This window comes from Larsenimonas rhizosphaerae, from assembly GCF_023700005.1.
GTDB lineage: Bacteria > Pseudomonadota > Gammaproteobacteria > Pseudomonadales > Halomonadaceae > Larsenimonas > Larsenimonas rhizosphaerae.
Genome location: NZ_JAMLJK010000001.1, coordinates 16,508 through 34,138 on the forward strand (window position 1 = coordinate 16,508; position 17,631 = coordinate 34,138).

The following is a 17,631-nucleotide window of genomic DNA, read 5'->3' on the forward strand; positions in this document are numbered from 1 at the left end:
ACCTTCCTGTACTTCTTCGGCCCGGACGGCAAGAAGTTTACGACACAAGGAAAGTACCGGGCAGCGGCGCTGTCACCACGCCGCATATCCTTGCACCTAGGAGTGATGTCTGGTGGTACCTGATGATTTGACTGAACCATCCTCTGGTAGAACAGCACTTACCAGCTTACCGATGGTAAGCCCCTGTACCAGTATCGAAAACAGGACAATGATATAGGTAATCACCACCAGCGATTCTCGGTAGGGGGTATCCGGCAGGCCCAGTGCCAGCGCTACGGAAATACCGCCACGCAGCCCGCCCCAGGTCAGCACACGTGTTGTCCCGGTACGAAAGGAATACCACTTCCGAAGAAGGGTAATCGGTACACCGATCGTGATGAAGCGAAACATCAAAATCAACAGGATCAACGGCATTGCGATCCAGATGTAATAACTGTTGAAAGGGATGATCAGCAGCTCAAGCCCGATCAATACAAACAGCACGGCATTAAGAATTTCATCGATCAATTCCCAGAACCCATCAACATAGCGGCGCGTGTTATCCGACATCGCCCCCACACGTGCCATGTTGCCGATGATCAGACCGGCAACCACCATTGCAATGGGGCCGGAGACGTGCAGAGTGGAAGCAAGTGCATACCCGCCAATGACCAGTGCCAGACTGAGCATGACCTCCACCTGATACTGATCGATGCTTTTCATCAGAAAATACACCAGCGCCCCCAGCGCTCCTCCCAGAACGACACCACCACCGGCCTCTTCCAGAAACAGAAGGCCAACGTGTGAGGGTGTCAGCGTATGAACACCGGCGGATGCTGCCCCCACCAGGGCTGTGAACACCACGACTGCGACACCATCGTTGAACAGGGACTCACCAACAATCTTGATCTCCATATCCTTCGGAGCGCCGGCATTTTGCATGATACCCAGCACTGCAATGGGATCCGTCGGAGCAATCAGGGCACCAAAGATCAGGCAATAGATATAAGGCACATCCATGCCGAACCAGCCAAACAGCCACCATGCGGCGCTGCCTACGGCGACAGTGGATAATACAACGCCGAACGTCGCCAGAAACCCGATGGAATAGCGATAACTCTTGAGCTCGTGGATATCCACGTGCAGTGCGCCTGCAAACAACAGAAAGGACAGCATGCCGTCCATCAACAGGGTGTTGAAGTTGATCTGCTCCAGCCAGTACTGGGCATGATCGGTCAATACGGTAACCCCCAGATGATTCAGGCCCACCAGCGTCAGCGACAGCACCAGCCCGATCACCATGACGCCAATCGTGGGTGGCAATCGTATAACCTTGTGGTTGAACCACAGGAACAACGCCGTAATCGTGATGAACAAGGCTGCAATATTAAGCATGTACGTTACTCGACGGACAGACGCAGATCACCGGGCTGGATCAACCCGCCGCGCTGCATGAAATGATGAATAATCCACGCCAGTATGGCCGGTGCCAGAATACACAGCACCGCAGTACCTGCCATCGATGTTGCGGAAAGCCCCATGGTCTGAAGCACCATGACAGGGCCGACCAGCCCACTGGTGCCCATTCCTGCGCCAGCAGCGTTACTGGTCAGTACCAGTACAGCAGTGGCCAAAGGAGCCAGAAGCGCTCCGGCAACGGTGGGCGGCACTAAAATCCAGGGGTTGCGAGCAATGTTGCCGATCAACAGCATGGAGGTACCAAGGCCGATGGCGATTGATGGACCAATGCCATTGTCCCGGTAGCCGGCGGCTGCAAATCCCATCATCTGGGCAGCACAGCCAACCGTCGCCGCTCCGGCGGCCAGACCGTTCAAATCCAGCATGATGGCGATGGCAGCACTCGAAATGGGAGCCGTGAGTGCCAGTCCCATGACCGTGGCGACCACTACCCCCATGATGATGGGGCGCAACTCCGTGGCCCAGCTGATGGTCTGCCCCAGTCCGGTCAGAGCGGCAGCCAGGGGGGGAGCAATGAGCTGAGCCACCAGATAACCGGTGCCGATAGTGACCAGAGGAGTCACCACGATATCCAGTGCTGTTTCCTTCGATATCAGCTTGCCGATTTCAACCGATACCAGCGTAGCCGCCAGTGCGCCTGCCGGCCCGCCGAGGCTTGCCCCTACCGTTCCCGATACCAGCGCGCTGTACAGCACCAGCGGTGGTGCCTTCAGCGCATTGGCCACGGCTACTCCGATGGCCGCGCCCATCAGGGACATGGCGGTCTGTCCCATATCGACCAGGGGAGCAACTCCCAGGGAGTTCCCCAGGGTTTTCAGTATCAAACCAATGATCAGTGAGGCAAAGAGCCCCAGCGCCATGTGGCTCAGGCAGGTAACGCCATAAAGTGACAGACTCGGGACGACCTGCTTGCGTCGGGCAAATTCCACCAGCGACACATCGCTATCCTCTTGTAGGTATAAACGCAAAAGAACCCGGCCGTGGCCGGGTTCCATCAAACTGACTGACAGGCTTACAGCCCGGCAGCAGCCTTGAGGTCATCCGCTCTATCGATCCTTTCCCAGGGGAAGGCCGTAAAGGTTTCTGTCTGCTGCTGCCCGTTGACGTCTGTCCAGGTATAGCTGTGTTCAAACGGCTCACGCCCGAAATGGCCATAGGATGCCGTCAGCTGATACATGGGATGCAGCAGGTCCAGCATGGTGGTAATGGCATAGGGACGCAGATCAAAATGCTCGCGTACCAGCTCAACGATACGAGCATCGCTGACCAGGCCGGTACCAAAGGTATTGATTGATACAGACGTTGGTTCAGCTACGCCGATGGCATAGGACACCTGAATTTCGCAGCGATCTGCCAGGCCGGCGGCCACAATGTTCTTGGCCACGTAGCGTCCCGCGTAAGCCGCGCTGCGGTCTACCTTCGATGGATCCTTGCCGGAAAATGCTCCGCCACCATGACGCGCCATGCCGCCGTAGGTATCTACAATGATCTTGCGGCCGGTAAGACCACAATCCCCTACCGGACCACCAATAACGAACTGCCCGGTCGGGTTGATGTGAAACTCGGTACTGTCGGTGATCCAGTCAGCCGGCAGCACTTCACGGATGATCAACTCTTCCACCGCCTGACGCAGCTCGTCCTGAGAAACATTTTCGTCATGCTGTGTCGACAGAACAATGGCATCTATAGCAACAGGCTTGCCATCATCACCATAGCGGAACGTAACCTGGCTTTTGGCATCCGGGCGCAACCATGGCAGGGTGCCATTCTTGCGAAGCTCCGACTGACGCTCGACCAGGCGATGCGCATAATGGATTGGCGCGGGCATATAGGAGGGGGTTTCATTGGTAGCATAACCAAACATCAACCCCTGATCTCCTGCGCCCTGGTCTTCTGGACGAGTACGGTCCACGCCCTGAGCAATATCTACGCTCTGCTTGCCGATCAGGTTCAGTACACCACAGGTCGCACCATCAAAACCTACAGCCGATGACGTATAACCGATCTCGGAAATCACCCGGCGTACCAGATCTTCCAGATCAACCCAGGCATTCGTTGTAATTTCACCCGCCACGATGGCAACACCGGTTTTCACCAGTGTTTCACAAGCCACGCGGGCCTGCTTGTCACGCGCAATCAGTGCGTCCAGCACGGCATCCGAGATTTGATCGGCGATCTTGTCAGGGTGGCCTTCGGACACCGACTCAGAAGTAAACAGTGAGTATTCGCTCATGAAACGTCCTTGATCCTCACATCAATGCAATAACAGACCGCTGCGTCCGAAGACGGCACGGAACAGGCGGGGTGTAGAATGGCAAAAAGTGTACACGCTGACTGTAAGACTGCCTAGCTCGCCGACTGACTATCGTGCCAGTCGTGGTACCACTGCTCGAATGCCGGAACAGGCATGGGGGTGGCATACAAAAAGCCCTGAATATAATCAACACCAAGACTGCACAGCATATCGGCCTGTGCCTGGGTTTCTACACCTTCACCTACCACATCAATGCCCAGCCCCATGGCAAGGTTGACGATGGCGCCAACAATGGCCTGATCTCGCTCGTCATGGGCAATATCGTTGATAAAGGATCGATCGATCTTGATGGCATCCGTCGGGAAGTGCTTGAGGTAGGCCATGGAAGAATAGCCAGTACCGAAGTCATCAATGGAGAGATAAGTACCCAGTGCACGAAGCCGAGCCAAGGTATGGGCGGCACTGGCCGGGTCACGCATCATGACGGTTTCCGTCACTTCAAAGCCAAACCGTATTTCACGAGGATCAAAGGACAGCTGGTCGAGAATGCGCTCGATATGATCCAGAAGATTGGCTTGCGCCAGCTGACGTCCTGACAGGTTGACAGACAATGTCATTGGACTGTCCTGATCACCCAGCGATGACCAGAGACGCGCCTGACGGCAGGCCTGTTCGAGGACCCAGCTGCCAATAGGCACGATCAATCCGGATTCCTCGGCAACCGGAATAAAATCCTCCGGCATGATCAGCCCCTGTACAGGATGATTCCATCGCAGCAGGGCCTCGACAGATACAACTCTCCGACTGCCACAGGCGATCAATGGCTGATAGTAAAGCTCCAGCTGTCCCTGGGAAATCGCCTCGTGAAGATCACGCTCCATCATCATGCGCCGAGCCAGCCGGGAATTCATGTGATCATTGAATACTTCGAACGTGCCACGGCCCTTGCCCTTGGCTTCGTACATGGCCATGTCCGCCCATTTGAGCAAACCAACGGAAGTGCTTTCACACGTTGACAGCGCTACGCCAATGCTGCCCGAGACGAAAACATGGTCGTCGCCAAGATCCACCGGACTGTCAAAGCTCTTGAGAAGCTGCATCGCAAGATAGGAAGCTTCCCGCTCGCAGGTAAGCTCTGGACAGAGAACCACGAATTCGTCGCCGGAAAGACGGGCTACCAGGTTATCCGACCCTGCATTATTCTGAAGCCGTTCTGCCATGGTGCACAAAACAGTGTCACCGGCTTCATGCCCAAAGGTATCGTTGATGCGTTTAAAGCGATCAAGGTCAATAAACATCAGCCCTATGGGTGTGGACTGGGGGTCCTGTAGCACCTGATCCAGTAATTTAAGCAGCAGCCCCCGTCGTGGCAATCCTGTCAGTTCATCATAATCCGCACGTCGTTCAAGCTCGCTCTGGCGCTGCTTGCGTCCTGAAATATCGCGAATAAAGGCGTAGAACTCCCACTGCTGGTTATCCTGCAATGACCAGAGTGTCATCTCCAGCTGCAGTGTTCTGCCATCACGGTGCAGGCCGGGCATTTCCAGTTGCTTACCCAGCACAAGGCTTTTCCCCGTGCGTAAAAACCGTGCCATCCCGGCGTCGTGAGCCTCCCGATAGCTTGGCGGTACAATCAGCTCACTGACCGGGTGATGCATGGCTTCTTCTCGAGACCAGCCAAATAATGTCGCAGCAGCAATATTCCATGCGGTGACACAGCCCTCGCTGTCCATACCTATAAATCCGTCACCCGCGCTATCCAGAATCCGTTTGAGCTTTTGCTCACTTCGGGTGCGCTGCTGTTCATTCTCGCGGCACTCCAGGATGAAACCCAGCTGAATGCCAAACTGCTTCAGGAAAAAGGAATAATCCGACTCGGGCAGAACGGGATTGGCCCAGAAAAACTCCAGTATCAGTCGAACCTTGCGTCGGACAAGCACCGGCAGACAGGTGACATGATGGATACCATACTCGTTCAGGACATGATTTCGCTGGGCCAGTGCTTCTTTTTCAGAAAGGTCATTTTCTACCGGATACCGGTAGTACAGGGCTTCGTTAGGCGCACTATGCGGATCTGCCAGAGCACTTTCGACCGCATGTTTACAAAATTTTTCGAATTGCCCGGGCACCATTTCAACAGTACTGAACCACTGATCGCTGGAAACGAGCGCTTCACCGTTATCTTCAACCTTCCAGACATGACCGATGCCACGACCGGCCATGGTAATAAGGCGTGTCAGGACATCTTCCATGAAGGCATCTGTGCAGGGTGTATCTACTGCATCGTCAAGAAGTCGTGCAAGACAGGACTCCTCTGAAAAATCAGCGCTGTACGTTTCGACAATCGACATCGCTGGCCTCCCGTTCTAAACCCATTGCCTGGTCATGTATCTGGAACAACGCTGTCTGACCCGTTAAATGTATGCCCCAATCCTACAGGGTTTACTAATCCATATTAATAAAAATTAATTTCGGTTCGTGTAAGAAGGCCGGGTACGCTTTTACACAATACTGATCGCTGCCCACCCTGACGTGCACCGCATTGTAGCAATGACCTATCTCCACACCGTATGAGACGCTATTCTGTTGATCCAGCACGATTCATCCGAAAGCGGGAAGACACGTTTCCCTCGTTCTATCTTCTGCAGGAGCATTACCGATATGCCATCTCGCCGTCACCTAGCCAACGCCCTCCGTGCGCTGTCCATGGACGCCGTGCAGCAGGCCAATTCCGGTCACCCCGGCATGCCCATGGGCATGGCTGATATTGCCGAGGTACTCTGGAGAGATCACCTGAAGCACAACCCGGCCAACCCTGACTGGGAAGATCGGGATCGCTTTATTCTTTCCAATGGCCATGGCTCCATGCTGCACTACGCCCTGCTGCATTTGAGCGGTTATGACCTCCCCCTCGAGGAGATCAAGAACTTCCGCCAACTGGGTTCCAAAACGCCAGGCCACCCGGAACACGGGTATACACCAGGCATCGAGACGACCACGGGTCCGCTGGGACAGGGACTGGCCAACGGTATTGGCATGGCCATCGCCGAAAAAACCCTGGCTGCTCAGTTCAACCGCGATGATTTCAATGTCATCGACCACCGTGTCTGGGTATTTGCCGGTGATGGCTGCCTGATGGAAGGGATCAGCCATGAAGCCTGCTCGTTGGCGGGCACGCTGGGTCTGGGCAATCTGGTCGTATTTTACGACGACAACGGTATTTCGATCGATGGCGAGGTTGAAGGCTGGTTTACCGACGATACCGCCGGGCGCTTCCGCGCCTATGGATGGCATGTCATTGATACTATCGACGGACATGATCGCGACCAGATCAATCAGGCCATCGAAGATGCCAAGCAGGTTACTGACAAACCCACTCTGGTCATCTGCAAGACCGTGATCGGTTTCGGCTCGCCCAACAAGGCCGGCAAGGAAGAGTCTCACGGTGCTGCCCTTGGTGATGATGAAGTAGCTGCTACCCGCAAACAACTCGGCTGGGAATACGGCCCATTTGAAATTCCTGATGACATCTACACCGCGTGGGATGCAAGGGAGCAGGGCAAGGCGCTTGAGCAGGCGCACAAGGAACAGATGGCTGCCTATGAAAAGGCACATCCGGAACTTGCTGCAGAACTTTCCCGTCGACAGAGTGGTCGCCTGCCGGATGACTTTGATGGTGATGCTCTGGTCAAGTCTGCTCAGGAAAAGCAGGAAAAAACTGCCTCGCGCAAGGCTTCTCAGGCAGTACTGAACGATCTGGGCCCGGGCCTTCCCGAGCTGCTGGGCGGCAGTGCGGACCTGGCACCATCCAACCTCACGCTATGGAGCGGTTCAAAGGCCATCACCCGCGACGACTTCAGCGGCAACTACCTGCACTATGGTGTTCGTGAGTTCGGAATGGGTGCCATTGCCAACGGCATTGCTACCCATGGCGGCTTTATTCCCTATGATGCTACCTTCCTGGTGTTCATGGAGTACATGCACAACGCTGTCCGCATGTCTGCGCTGTCTCATACACGTATTCTCCATGTGTTCACACACGACTCGATTGGCCTGGGTGAAGATGGTCCGACGCACCAGCCTGTCGAGCAACTGGCTGATCTGCGCAACCTGCCGGGCCTCCATACCTGGCGCCCCTGCGATGCCACCGAAACAGCAGCAGCCTGGGTAGAAGGGCTCAAGCGTGAAAAAGGCCCTACAGCACTTATTTTCTCACGTCAGAACCTGAATCCGCAGGCACGCAACGATGAACAGCTGGCCAACCTCCGTCGTGGTGGCTACATCCTCAAGGATGCAGACAATGGCAAGCCGGAATTGATCCTGATCTCTACAGGTTCGGAAGTCGGCATCACCATGGATGCAGCACAGGTTCTTGAAGACAAGGGCCATAAGGTACGTGTTGTTTCCATGCCCTGCACAACACTGTTTGATGAGCAGGACAATGCCTATCGCGACAGCGTCCTGCCAAGGAATGTGCGTGCACGTCTGGCGGTAGAAGCAGCCATCCCGTCGACTTGGTACAAGTATGTCGGTCTCGATGGCGATGTCATCGGCATGACGACCTATGGTGAATCAGGCAAGGCTGAAGATCTGTTCAAACACTTCGGCTTTACTGCAGAAAAGATCGTTGAACGGGCTGAAGCACTGCTTTGATTCCTGCTCACGAAAAAGCCCGGCCAATGGCCGGGCTTTTTTATCACTCGTTACCCATCAGGCAATCGTGACATCCTTCGACAGATAGACGTCCTGAATGGAGTTCAGCAATTGCACTCCTTCAGCAAACGGCTTCTGGAAGGCCTTGCGACCCGAGATAAGGCCCATGCCACCAGCACGCTTGTTGATGACCGCAGTGCGTACGGCTTCAGCCAGATCCGATTCGCCCTTGGAACCACCACCGGAATTGATCAATCCCGCACGCCCCATATAGGCATTGGCAACCTGATAGCGCGCAAGGTCAATCGGATGATCGGATGTCAGCTCGCTGTATACCTTGTCATGGGTATGGCCAAAACCGATCGCCTTGTAGCCACCATTGTTTTCAGGCAGCTTCTGCTTGACGATATCCGCCTTGATGGTCGCGGCAAGGTGTACTGCCTGGCTGGAAAGATCGGATGACACATGATAGTCCGTTCCGTCTTTCTTGAATGCCGGGTTACGCAGATAGGACCACAGCACCGTGACCATACCCAGCTGATGCGCACGCTCGAAGGCTTCGCTGATTTCGGTAATCTGACGACGACTTTCCGGCGAGCCGTAATAGATGGTGGCTCCCACCGCGACGCACCCCATGCGATGCGCCTGCTCTACCTGTGCAAACAGGGTCTGGTCATAAATGGCCGGATACGTCAGGGTCTCGTTGTGATTGAGCTTGACCATCATCGGAATACGATGCGCATAACGTCGAGCCACACTTGAAAGCACGCCCAGCGTGGAAGCTACGCAACTGCAGCCACCTTCAATAGCCAGCTCAACAATGTTCTTGGGATCAAAGTACATCGGATTCGGTGCAAAGGAAGCGCCACCCGAGTGTTCGATACCCTGATCAATCGGCAGCATGCTGACATAGCCGGTACCGCCCAGACGCCCGTTATCAAACAGCGCCTGCATATTACGCAGTACAAGCGGACTACGATCACTGTCGGTCATGACACGATCAACATAATCGCTGCCCGGCAGATACAGATCCTCTTTTTTGAACCCGGTGCAGGTATGGCTCAGCAAATGATCTGCTTCGTCACCCAACAGCTTCGCAATATCCGTCATTTATGCTACTCCTTGGCGTTTATGACAGGGAACATGTGACATGTGAAAAATCACGTTGTGACATGACCAACAGATCCGTGGGATCTGCCTCTTCTCTCGTTAATAGTTTTTTGATCCAGCAACGTCCATGCATTCCAGCATGGCGCATACCTTATAGGGTATCGGTGGCACCCTATCATGCCGGAGTGACCAATGGACGTGTCAGCCGTTTCAGTTTATACAAAAGTAGCATAAGGCTGACATCAATATCAGTAATTCCTCATGACAGTGGAGATGGTTTCTACGCTACCATGGGCCCCTGAACACATGACCTTTAACTGTAGAGTCCATGAGCTATCGAATTGCCATCAATGGGTATGGTCGTATCGGGCGCTGTGTATTGCGCGCCATCACCGAGCGTCGATTGAATGACGAGCTACAGGTCGTGGCCATCAATGACCTTGCTGCGCCAGATACGCTGGCCTACCTGACACGACTGGATTCTACTCATGGCCGTTTCCCGGGCAACGTGCATCTCGAGGGAGATCAATTGCTGATCGATGATAACCCTCCCATCACGCTGTTGCGTGAGCCCTCTGTCACGCTACTCCCATGGTCCAGTCTGGGGATTGATATGGTGTTCGATTGTTCGGGTCATTCCGGCACACGTGCCTATGCCGAACAGCACCTGCAGGCAGGCGCCTCACGGTTTCTGTTTTCTCATCCGGCTCGAGACGATGTGGATGCCACCATCATTGATGGTGTCAACCATGACGCTCTGAATCCCAGGTACACCATCATTTCGGCAGGCTCCTGTACTACCAATGCACTGGTACCAGTGTTGACCGAGCTGGATAACGCATTCGGCGTAACCTACGGCGTTACTACCACCCTGCACTCGGCCATGAACGATCAACCCGTAATTGATGCGGCCCATCCGGACGACCTTCGCCTGGCTCGCTCTGCCATGAGCTCGATGATTCCCGTGACCACCAGCCTCAAGACCGGTATTTCAAGATTGATGCCCCATCTTGAAGACCGCTTTGAATGTCTGCACGTTCGCGTTCCCACCATTAATGTATCAATGATGGATATTTCACTGACACTGAATACCCCGGTTACCGTGGATCAGGTCAATCACCGTCTGGCAGAGGCGGCTCGCACCCACCTTGATGGAAAACTAGGCTTTACTGCTGATCCCATGGTATCCATTGATTTCAATCATGACTCTCGTTCATCCATTCTGGATGCCACCCAGACACGTGTTGCAGGTCGGCATCTCGTGAAACTGGTGTGCTGGTTTGATAATGAATGGGGCTATACCAATCGTATGATCGATGTGGCCAGGCGCTGGCTATCGGCTTGATAACCTCGAAGTCATCCGACTTCATGCAATTTACAAGGAGCATGCTGTTATGAACGTTCGTACCATGTCAGAACTGGACCTGGCCGATAAGCGAGTACTTGTACGCCAGGACCTTAACGTTCCTGTCAAGGATGGCAGAGTAACCTCGGATGCCAGGATCAGGGCATGCCTGCCAACCATCAAGGCGGCACTTGAACAAAAGGCCCGTCTGATGCTGATGAGCCATCTGGGTCGTCCTGTCGAGGGTGAACCGGACGATGAATTTTCGATGGCGCCAGTAGCCAACCGCTTGAGTGAACTGCTGGGGATTACCGTTCGGGTAGAGAAGGACTATCTGGACGGTCGCATGCTGGAGATCGAGCCCGGCGAAGTGGTGCTGCTCGAAAATGTTCGTTTCAACAAGGGTGAAAAGAAAGACGACGAGTCCCTATCCAGGGCATACGCTTCCTTGTGCGATATTTATGTCATGGATGCCTTCGGTACGGCTCACCGGGCTCAGGCATCAACCCATGGAGTGGCTCGCTATGCTGAAACGGCCTGCGCAGGGCCGCTGCTGGCCGGCGAACTGGATGCATTGGAGAAGGCGCTTTCCAAACCTGATCGCCCTCTGGTGGCCATCGTAGGTGGCTCCAAGGTCTCTACCAAGCTGGAAGTGCTCAACGCCCTGTCAGAAAAGTGTGACCAGTTGATCGTCGGTGGCGGAATTGCCAATACGTTCATCGCCGCCGCGGGTTACAACGTAGGCAAGTCATTGTATGAGGCAGACCTGGTTGATCAGGCCAAAACCCTGATGGAAAAGGTTAATGTCCCTCTTCCGGAAGATGTGGTGGTAGCTACTGAATTTTCGGAAAATGCCGAGGCGACAGTCAAGTCACTCAAAGACATCAATTCAGATGACATGATCCTTGATGTGGGCCCTAAAACAGCCGCCAGCTTTGCTGCAAGCCTCAAACAGGCCGGAACCATTTTGTGGAACGGACCGGTGGGTGTTTTCGAAATCGATCAATTTGGTAATGGCACCAAGGCAATGGCACACGCAATCGCCGAAAGTGATGCATTCTCCATCGCTGGAGGCGGTGATACCCTGGCAGCCATCGACAAGTACGATGTTGCCCATGATATTTCCTATATCTCTACTGGCGGGGGAGCATTTCTGGAATACGTAGAAGGCAAGACGCTTCCGGCCGTTCAGGCGCTCAGGGACGCTTCATGCTGAAAGCCGTTCATGAAAAACGGGCCGATTGGCCCGTTTTTTATATTCAGCTCCACAGAATCAGGCAGCATCGCGATGGTTCGGGAACTGGAATTCATTTGCACTGCCATCCTGTGACGTCGTAAAGGCATATGCCAATTTTTCTTCGCGCTCACTGGCTCGGCCGGAGACCATCATGGCACCTGCCATGAAGAGGATGAGAAGGGCGTAAAGGGCGCCGCCAACGATCAATAATGTCATAGTATTTCTCCTCAGCCAGCTAGTTTGGCTATTGAATAGGGGAGCCACCGCTTTCTCGATCAAAGTTGCCAGTCACTCGGTTCACATGAACCAGTTACTTGCTGAACAACCCCGCCTGAGGAGATCCTCATTGCCTGATCCAGGAGCAAGCTGTCACACAGGAATAACGGCATTCTTGCCAAAGGGTTTAACGACCCTTGTTACCTGCTTATGGCTCTATCATGGCAAAAGCATGACTACATACCGCCCTACTTTAGTCTCCGGATACATAAAAATACATTGTACGTTAGTATGGTAAAAGTACTAACTTAAAGTAACATTGTACCATACCCCTCATGACACTAGCTTAGAACACTCCATAAAACCATTAAAATCAATGCCTTGAAAACAAAAAAATCCCAATAAACAAGGATGAGCCACCAGAAAAAAGCTTTGACCAGGGATATTTACACTGAAGTCTGAAAACGTACTGTAACAAAAAACCTTAATCCAACCAGCCATTTACCAGCCTTTCTCCATCCCCATCGTTCATGAATGCCCTCAAAATGCTGCTTTGACTACCTTTTTCCTGGTAGTTAATAACATTCTTTAATATGTTTTTTCGATTCATGTTCAGGCTTTTCATTCTGAAATACTTATATTCCGAGACTGAGATGGTTCCAAGTGCCTTCAACCACATCAATAGTGTTGCCTTTTCTGCCTGCCGAAAAGCCTGAGACAGTGATGTTGACAGGCCCGGACTGATTCCCGCCGCCAGCAATTGATCCTCTCGAAGGTGTCGCCAGTCATCCAGCCGGTGAATCACGCCCGAATGGACAAGGCGTGTCCAGCTACGGCGTCCTATTCCACGTATGGCGAGCCCGCTGGAGGATGACATCCACACCAGACGAGCAATGAATTGCTGTTGACATTCATCGCTCAATACAAGGCAACTCAACCGGTTATAAGCCTCTGGATCAGGCAGCGATAAGGGCCTTGCCCCAGTAGCCGCTATCAGGCGCTGGTCAATAACAGGAATAGCCGCACCGGCAAGGCGTATACGCACGATATCTCCTGGAATGATCCCAAGATGCTTAAGTGTATTGAGGGAACCAAGGGAGATACGACGTACAGTACGATCATCGATCACTACGGGGGCAACTTCCAGAACCGGTGTAATACGACCGGTCCGACCGATGGAAAAGTGGACATCAATCACGCGACTGACACCCGTCAGAGCCGGATACTTCCAGGCAACCGCAGGCTCTTCCACCTGAGGATCAGACGCGTGAATTACCACACCGTCCGTGGCGAAGGGCAAGGGTGATTCAAACCATTGTGCTCGCCATTGCTGGATGTCATCCACCGAGTTCACCACATGGCTGAACTGTTCCACGGTTGAAAATCCCCACCTGCCCAGCTGCGCAAGGCGTGCATCGAAAAGCTCGTCACTGACATAGCGCCAAGCAAAAAAACCGATACGACTCCGGAGTGCAGTTTCAAGGACACGTCTATTCATCCATCCTGCGATATCATGACGAGCACCTCTGCTTCCTTCCTGTTGAACATGATTTTCTCGACGTGCATACAACTCTCCCTGCACCACCACGGTTGCCGAAAAGGGCGGGGAAAGCTTCATGGGAAGACCGGCAATACCGTTTATTTTTTCAGACCAGTCCTGCCCGTACTGCCCATCACCACGACTGATGGCCTGTACAAGCTCGCCTGATCGATATACCAGCGTAACGGCCACACCATCCACCTTGGGCTGAATATAAAACTTCGGCGTGTCGAGGCGTGAAAGCCACTGACGTAATTCCTCCCTGCCAGAAAGTTTCCTGAGCCCGAGCTGCGGATAGGGATGATGAATGCGTTGCTCTGGCAGCGGGTAGGCGGGCGCGGGTGACAGATGATGATTAGCCTGGCACCGCGCCAGTAGTGCACGACTACTATCGTAGATACCATCACTCACGAGACGAGTGCCTTCCTGATAATACGCTGTATCCCACACGGCAATCTGCGCTTCAAGCGCTGCTGCTTCAGTAGCATCGCAATGGCCCGAATCAGATGCGGCCAGCGCAAGGCTCGAGAAAATCCACCATACTGGCAGGGTGAGAAAACAAAGGCGCATAAATCAGTCTTCAAGGAATTTTCTGACTTATCGGCGCATCATGATTTAATTGAATATCAAAGGAGCACAGGGATGTCTGCACGCCAGATTCAATGGGATACCCCCCAGCAGGAAAGCGTTCGTGAACACTACGACGATTTATATTTTTTGAAGAAGGCACCGGAAGCAGGAAGCATCATCACGACTCGCTACAAGGGCCATGACGTACGTTTGAAAGTACTGGAGCGCGCCGATGGTAAAACCTCCATCGCCGAGGTAATCGGTATCGGTGCCAGCGGTCCCGATGAACAGACCCTAGATCTTGGCAAGGGTGATACCGTTCTGGTACCTGATGATAAACGGGCATTTGTCGTCAATGATGATGAAGATGATGATTAATCATCCCATACGAAAAAACGGCTTCCCAAGGGAAGCCGTTTTAGTTTGTGTGCCACACTACTGCTGTTACTAGCGACGACGTTTGAGCTGATGAAGCGTTCTGAGCCGCGCACTAGCCTCGGCAAACTGCGCCAGGGCAATGGAGTGCTGCTCGGCCGATTCATGCTGCTCCAGCTCACGCTGAGCTTCCTGACGTGCCTGCTCGGCTTCAGCTTCATCAATATCACGAGCGCGCTGAGCAGTGTCTGCCAGCAGGGACACAATATCCGGCTGAATTTCGAGAAAGCCTCCGGAGACATAAAAAATGTCTTCATGGCCTTCTTCAGTGACGATACGTACAGGACCCGGCGCCAGTGCGGTCAACAGTGGCGCGTGACCCGCACGAATGCCGAGATCGCCTTCAGTACCCGCCGCTACAACCAGCTCGACCTCACCGGAAAAGATACTTTTCTCGGCGCTAACGATATCGCAGTGGATCTTCGATGCCATGGTGATGTCCTCTCCGCCAGGCGCTGGCTTACTTCATGTTTTTGGCTTTCTCGATGGCTTCATCGATAGTACCAACCATGTAGAACGCCTGCTCAGGCATGCTGTCATAGTCGCCATCAAGGATGCCCTGGAAGCCACGAATCGTTTCCTTCAGGGAAACATACTTGCCTGGCGCACCGGTAAATACCTCGGCCACGAAGAACGGCTGTGACAAAAAGCGCTGAATCTTACGCGCACGTGCCACCAGCTGCTTGTCTTCGTCAGACAGCTCATCCATCCCCAGGATGGCAATAATGTCCTTCAGCTCCTTATAACGCTGAAGTACGTTCTGTACCTGACGGGCGATATTGTAGTGCTCTTCGCCTACTACCAATGGATCCAGCTGACGAGACGTGGAATCAAGCGGGTCAACGGCAGGGTAAATACCAAGTTCAGCGATCTGACGCGACAGAACGACAGTGGCGTCAAGGTGGGCAAACGTGGTGGCCGGAGACGGGTCGGTCAAGTCATCTGCCGGGACATATACCGCCTGTACGGAGGTAATGGATCCGGTTTTTGTTGACGTAATACGTTCCTGAAGCTGGCCCATTTCCTCTGCCAGAGTAGGCTGATAACCTACTGCAGACGGCATACGGCCAAGCAGTGCAGATACTTCGGTACCCGCCAGGGTGTAGCGATAGATATTGTCAACGAACAGCAGTACGTCGCGACCTTCATCACGGAATTTTTCCGCAACGGTCAGACCTGTCAGTGCAACACGCAGACGGTTACCCGGCGGCTCGTTCATCTGACCGTAAACCAGCGATACCTTGTCGATAACGTTGGACTCGGTCATTTCATGATAGAAGTCGTTACCTTCACGAGTACGCTCACCTACACCGGCAAATACGGAATAACCGCTGTGCTCGATGGCGATGTTACGAATAAGCTCCATCATGTTGACGGTCTTGCCTACACCGGCGCCGCCGAACAGGCCGACCTTGCCACCCTTGGCAAACGGGCAGACCAGATCGATGACCTTGATCCCTGTTTCCAGAAGCTCGCTGGAAGAAGACTGATCGGCATAGCTGGGTGCTGCACGGTGGATCGGCATCCGCTCGTCTTCACCGATTTCGCCGGCTTCGTCGATGGGCTGACCCAGCACGTTCATGATACGGCCCAGCGTTTTCAGGCCGACCGGCACTGAAATGGGAGCACCTGTATTGGCAACCTCGAGACCCCGCTTGAGGCCCTCGGTAGATCCCATCGCAATGGTACGAACAATGCCGTCGCCCAATTGCTGCTGTACTTCCAGAATGGTGTCGCTGTTGACGACTTCGAGTGCGTCATAAACCTTGGGTACATTGTCCCTCGGAAACTCGACGTCAATCACCGCACCGATGATTTGTACGATACGTCCGTTCATCCTGTTTCCTCTTAAACCTGCTAAAAAACCTGTTCACTCAACCTGTTAAACGGCAGCTGCTCCGCTGACGATCTCGGAAATTTCCTGAGTAATAGCCGCCTGACGGGCCTTGTTATACTCAAGTTGCAGCTCGTCGATCATATTGCCGGCATTATCCGTCGCATTTTTCATTGCAATCATGCGTGCGGCCTGCTCACAGGCAATGTTTTCGACCACGGCCTGGTAGACCTGAGATTCGACATAGCGTACGAGCAGTGTATCGAGCAACGCTTTCGCGTCCGGCTCGTAGAGGTAATCCCACGGAGCACTGCTCGACGGATCGGTGGTCTGATCCTTCGCGGGCTCGTCCACCGTAAGAGGCAACAACTGACGGACGATCGGTGTTTGAGTCATTGTGTTGACAAACTCGTTGCACACCACGTTAAGGCGGTCGAGTTCACCATTATCAAATGCATCCAGCATGACCTTCACGCTGCCGATCAGATCCTGGGTTACAGGCGCATCGCCAATTCCGGACTTGGCAGCCAGCAGCTCGCTGGAACCGTATTTACGGAAGAAAACGCTGCCCTTGGAACCGATAGCACAAAAACGAACCTCGGCCCCCTGATCACGCCACTGCTTCGCGTCACGCATGACACTTTTGAACAGATTGACGTTCAAGCCACCGCACAGTCCACGATCGGACGTGACGACAATATAGCCCACACGCTTTACGTCACGCGGTTGCATATAAGGATGGCGATACTCGGGGTTGGCCTTGGATACGTGTCCGACTACCTTGCGAATCTGACGAGCATAAGGCTGGCTGGCTGCCATGCGGTCCTGCGCCCGACGCATCTTGGATGCAGCCACCATTTCCATGGCGCTGGTAATCTTCTGCGTGTTCTTGACGCTCCCGATCTGGGACTTAATCTCTTTTCCGGCTGCCATAGCGATATCCTGTTCGAGCAACTCAAGGTAGAGCCTGCGGAGCAGG

14 protein-coding genes are annotated in these 17,631 nt (G+C 53.7%); 4 read left to right on the top strand and 10 right to left on the bottom strand.

The window, feature by feature from the left end:
* Nucleotides 1-96 precede the first annotated feature (96 nt).
* The 4 genes from NAT21_RS00070 to NAT21_RS00085 all read right to left on the bottom strand — a co-directional run bounded on the left by NAT21_RS00070 (nucleotide 97) and on the right by NAT21_RS00085 (nucleotide 6,063).
* Nucleotides 97-1,374, bottom strand: a complete 1,278-nt coding sequence (locus tag NAT21_RS00070) for a cation:proton antiporter (protein ID WP_250934670.1) — start codon at nucleotides 1,372-1,374, stop codon at nucleotides 97-99.
* Between the two features lie 5 nt (nucleotides 1,375-1,379).
* Nucleotides 1,380-2,396 (bottom strand): PTS sugar transporter subunit IIC, encoded by a 1,017-nt coding sequence (locus NAT21_RS00075; RefSeq protein ID WP_250934671.1) that lies wholly within the window; start codon nucleotides 2,394-2,396, stop codon nucleotides 1,380-1,382.
* A 74-nt stretch (nucleotides 2,397-2,470) separates the two neighbouring features.
* Nucleotides 2,471-3,691, bottom strand: coding sequence for a methionine adenosyltransferase (gene metK, locus NAT21_RS00080; protein WP_250934672.1), 1,221 nt, complete (start codon nucleotides 3,689-3,691; stop codon nucleotides 2,471-2,473).
* A 113-nt stretch (nucleotides 3,692-3,804) separates the two neighbouring features.
* Nucleotides 3,805-6,063, bottom strand: coding sequence for a putative bifunctional diguanylate cyclase/phosphodiesterase (locus NAT21_RS00085; RefSeq protein ID WP_250934673.1), 2,259 nt, complete (start codon nucleotides 6,061-6,063; stop codon nucleotides 3,805-3,807).
* 310 nt (nucleotides 6,064-6,373) lie between these two features.
* Here NAT21_RS00085 and tkt point away from each other — a divergent pair, with 310 nt between their 5' ends.
* Nucleotides 6,374-8,365 carry a transketolase gene (gene tkt, locus NAT21_RS00090; protein WP_250934674.1) on the top strand — a complete coding sequence of 664 codons (1,992 nt, stop codon included), beginning with the start codon at nucleotides 6,374-6,376 and terminating at the stop codon, nucleotides 8,363-8,365.
* Nucleotides 8,366-8,422: 57 nt separating this feature from the next.
* On the opposite strand, the gene NAT21_RS00095 is transcribed toward tkt, so the two are convergent.
* Complete coding sequence (locus tag NAT21_RS00095; RefSeq protein WP_250934675.1) at nucleotides 8,423-9,475, bottom strand: class I fructose-bisphosphate aldolase; 1,053 nt, start codon at nucleotides 9,473-9,475, stop codon at nucleotides 8,423-8,425.
* Between the two features lie 328 nt (nucleotides 9,476-9,803).
* Here NAT21_RS00095 and NAT21_RS00100 point away from each other — a divergent pair, with 328 nt between their 5' ends.
* Both NAT21_RS00100 and NAT21_RS00105 read left to right on the top strand, forming a co-directional pair.
* Nucleotides 9,804-10,820, top strand: coding sequence for a type I glyceraldehyde-3-phosphate dehydrogenase (locus tag NAT21_RS00100; RefSeq protein ID WP_250934676.1), 1,017 nt, complete (start codon nucleotides 9,804-9,806; stop codon nucleotides 10,818-10,820).
* A gap of 49 nt (nucleotides 10,821-10,869) precedes the next feature.
* Nucleotides 10,870-12,036: a phosphoglycerate kinase gene (locus tag NAT21_RS00105; RefSeq protein WP_250934677.1), complete on the top strand. Its 1,167-nt coding sequence runs from the start codon at nucleotides 10,870-10,872 to the stop codon at nucleotides 12,034-12,036.
* Nucleotides 12,037-12,093: 57 nt separating this feature from the next.
* On the opposite strand, the gene NAT21_RS00110 is transcribed toward NAT21_RS00105, so the two are convergent.
* Nucleotides 12,094-12,273 (bottom strand): hypothetical protein, encoded by a 180-nt coding sequence (locus NAT21_RS00110; protein ID WP_250934679.1) that lies wholly within the window; start codon nucleotides 12,271-12,273, stop codon nucleotides 12,094-12,096.
* 484 nt (nucleotides 12,274-12,757) lie between these two features.
* Entirely contained in the window at nucleotides 12,758-14,383 is a 1,626-nt protein-coding gene (locus NAT21_RS00115) for a DNA ligase B (RefSeq protein ID WP_250934681.1), read from the bottom strand.
* 72 nt (nucleotides 14,384-14,455) lie between these two features.
* Between NAT21_RS00115 and NAT21_RS00120 the strand changes: the two genes are divergently transcribed.
* Nucleotides 14,456-14,761 (top strand): hypothetical protein, encoded by a 306-nt coding sequence (locus NAT21_RS00120; protein WP_250934683.1) that lies wholly within the window; start codon nucleotides 14,456-14,458, stop codon nucleotides 14,759-14,761.
* A gap of 69 nt (nucleotides 14,762-14,830) precedes the next feature.
* Here the strand turns inward: NAT21_RS00120 and NAT21_RS00125 are convergent, their stop codons facing one another.
* The 3 genes from NAT21_RS00125 to atpG are packed head-to-tail and all read right to left on the bottom strand — an operon-like array spanning nucleotide 14,831 to nucleotide 17,585.
* A complete protein-coding gene (locus NAT21_RS00125; protein WP_250934685.1) occupies nucleotides 14,831-15,250 on the bottom strand; it encodes a F0F1 ATP synthase subunit epsilon in 420 nt (139 codons plus the stop codon).
* 28 nt (nucleotides 15,251-15,278) lie between these two features.
* Nucleotides 15,279-16,655, bottom strand: a complete 1,377-nt coding sequence (gene atpD / locus NAT21_RS00130) for a F0F1 ATP synthase subunit beta (protein ID WP_250934687.1) — start codon at nucleotides 16,653-16,655, stop codon at nucleotides 15,279-15,281.
* 45 nt (nucleotides 16,656-16,700) lie between these two features.
* Nucleotides 16,701-17,585 (bottom strand): F0F1 ATP synthase subunit gamma, encoded by an 885-nt coding sequence (gene atpG / locus NAT21_RS00135; RefSeq protein ID WP_250937925.1) that lies wholly within the window; start codon nucleotides 17,583-17,585, stop codon nucleotides 16,701-16,703.
* Nucleotides 17,586-17,631 lie beyond the last annotated feature (46 nt).

Coding starts and splice junctions, on each gene's coding strand:
- NAT21_RS00070 (WP_250934670.1), bottom strand. CDS start 1,374: ATGCTTAATATTGCAGCCTTGTTCATCACGATTACGGCGTTGTTCCTG.
- metK (WP_250934672.1), bottom strand. CDS start 3,691: ATGAGCGAATACTCACTGTTTACTTCTGAGTCGGTGTCCGAAGGCCAC.
- NAT21_RS00085 (WP_250934673.1), bottom strand. CDS start 6,063: ATGTCGATTGTCGAAACGTACAGCGCTGATTTTTCAGAGGAGTCCTGT.
- tkt (WP_250934674.1), top strand. CDS start 6,374: ATGCCATCTCGCCGTCACCTAGCCAACGCCCTCCGTGCGCTGTCCATG.
- NAT21_RS00095 (WP_250934675.1), bottom strand. CDS start 9,475: ATGACGGATATTGCGAAGCTGTTGGGTGACGAAGCAGATCATTTGCTG.
- NAT21_RS00100 (WP_250934676.1), top strand. CDS start 9,804: ATGAGCTATCGAATTGCCATCAATGGGTATGGTCGTATCGGGCGCTGT.
- NAT21_RS00105 (WP_250934677.1), top strand. CDS start 10,870: ATGAACGTTCGTACCATGTCAGAACTGGACCTGGCCGATAAGCGAGTA.
- NAT21_RS00110 (WP_250934679.1), bottom strand. CDS start 12,273: ATGACATTATTGATCGTTGGCGGCGCCCTTTACGCCCTTCTCATCCTC.
- NAT21_RS00115 (WP_250934681.1), bottom strand. CDS start 14,383: ATGCGCCTTTGTTTTCTCACCCTGCCAGTATGGTGGATTTTCTCGAGC.
- NAT21_RS00120 (WP_250934683.1), top strand. CDS start 14,456: ATGTCTGCACGCCAGATTCAATGGGATACCCCCCAGCAGGAAAGCGTT.
- NAT21_RS00125 (WP_250934685.1), bottom strand. CDS start 15,250: ATGGCATCGAAGATCCACTGCGATATCGTTAGCGCCGAGAAAAGTATC.
- atpD (WP_250934687.1), bottom strand. CDS start 16,655: ATGAACGGACGTATCGTACAAATCATCGGTGCGGTGATTGACGTCGAG.
- atpG (WP_250937925.1), bottom strand. CDS start 17,585: ATGGCAGCCGGAAAAGAGATTAAGTCCCAGATCGGGAGCGTCAAGAAC.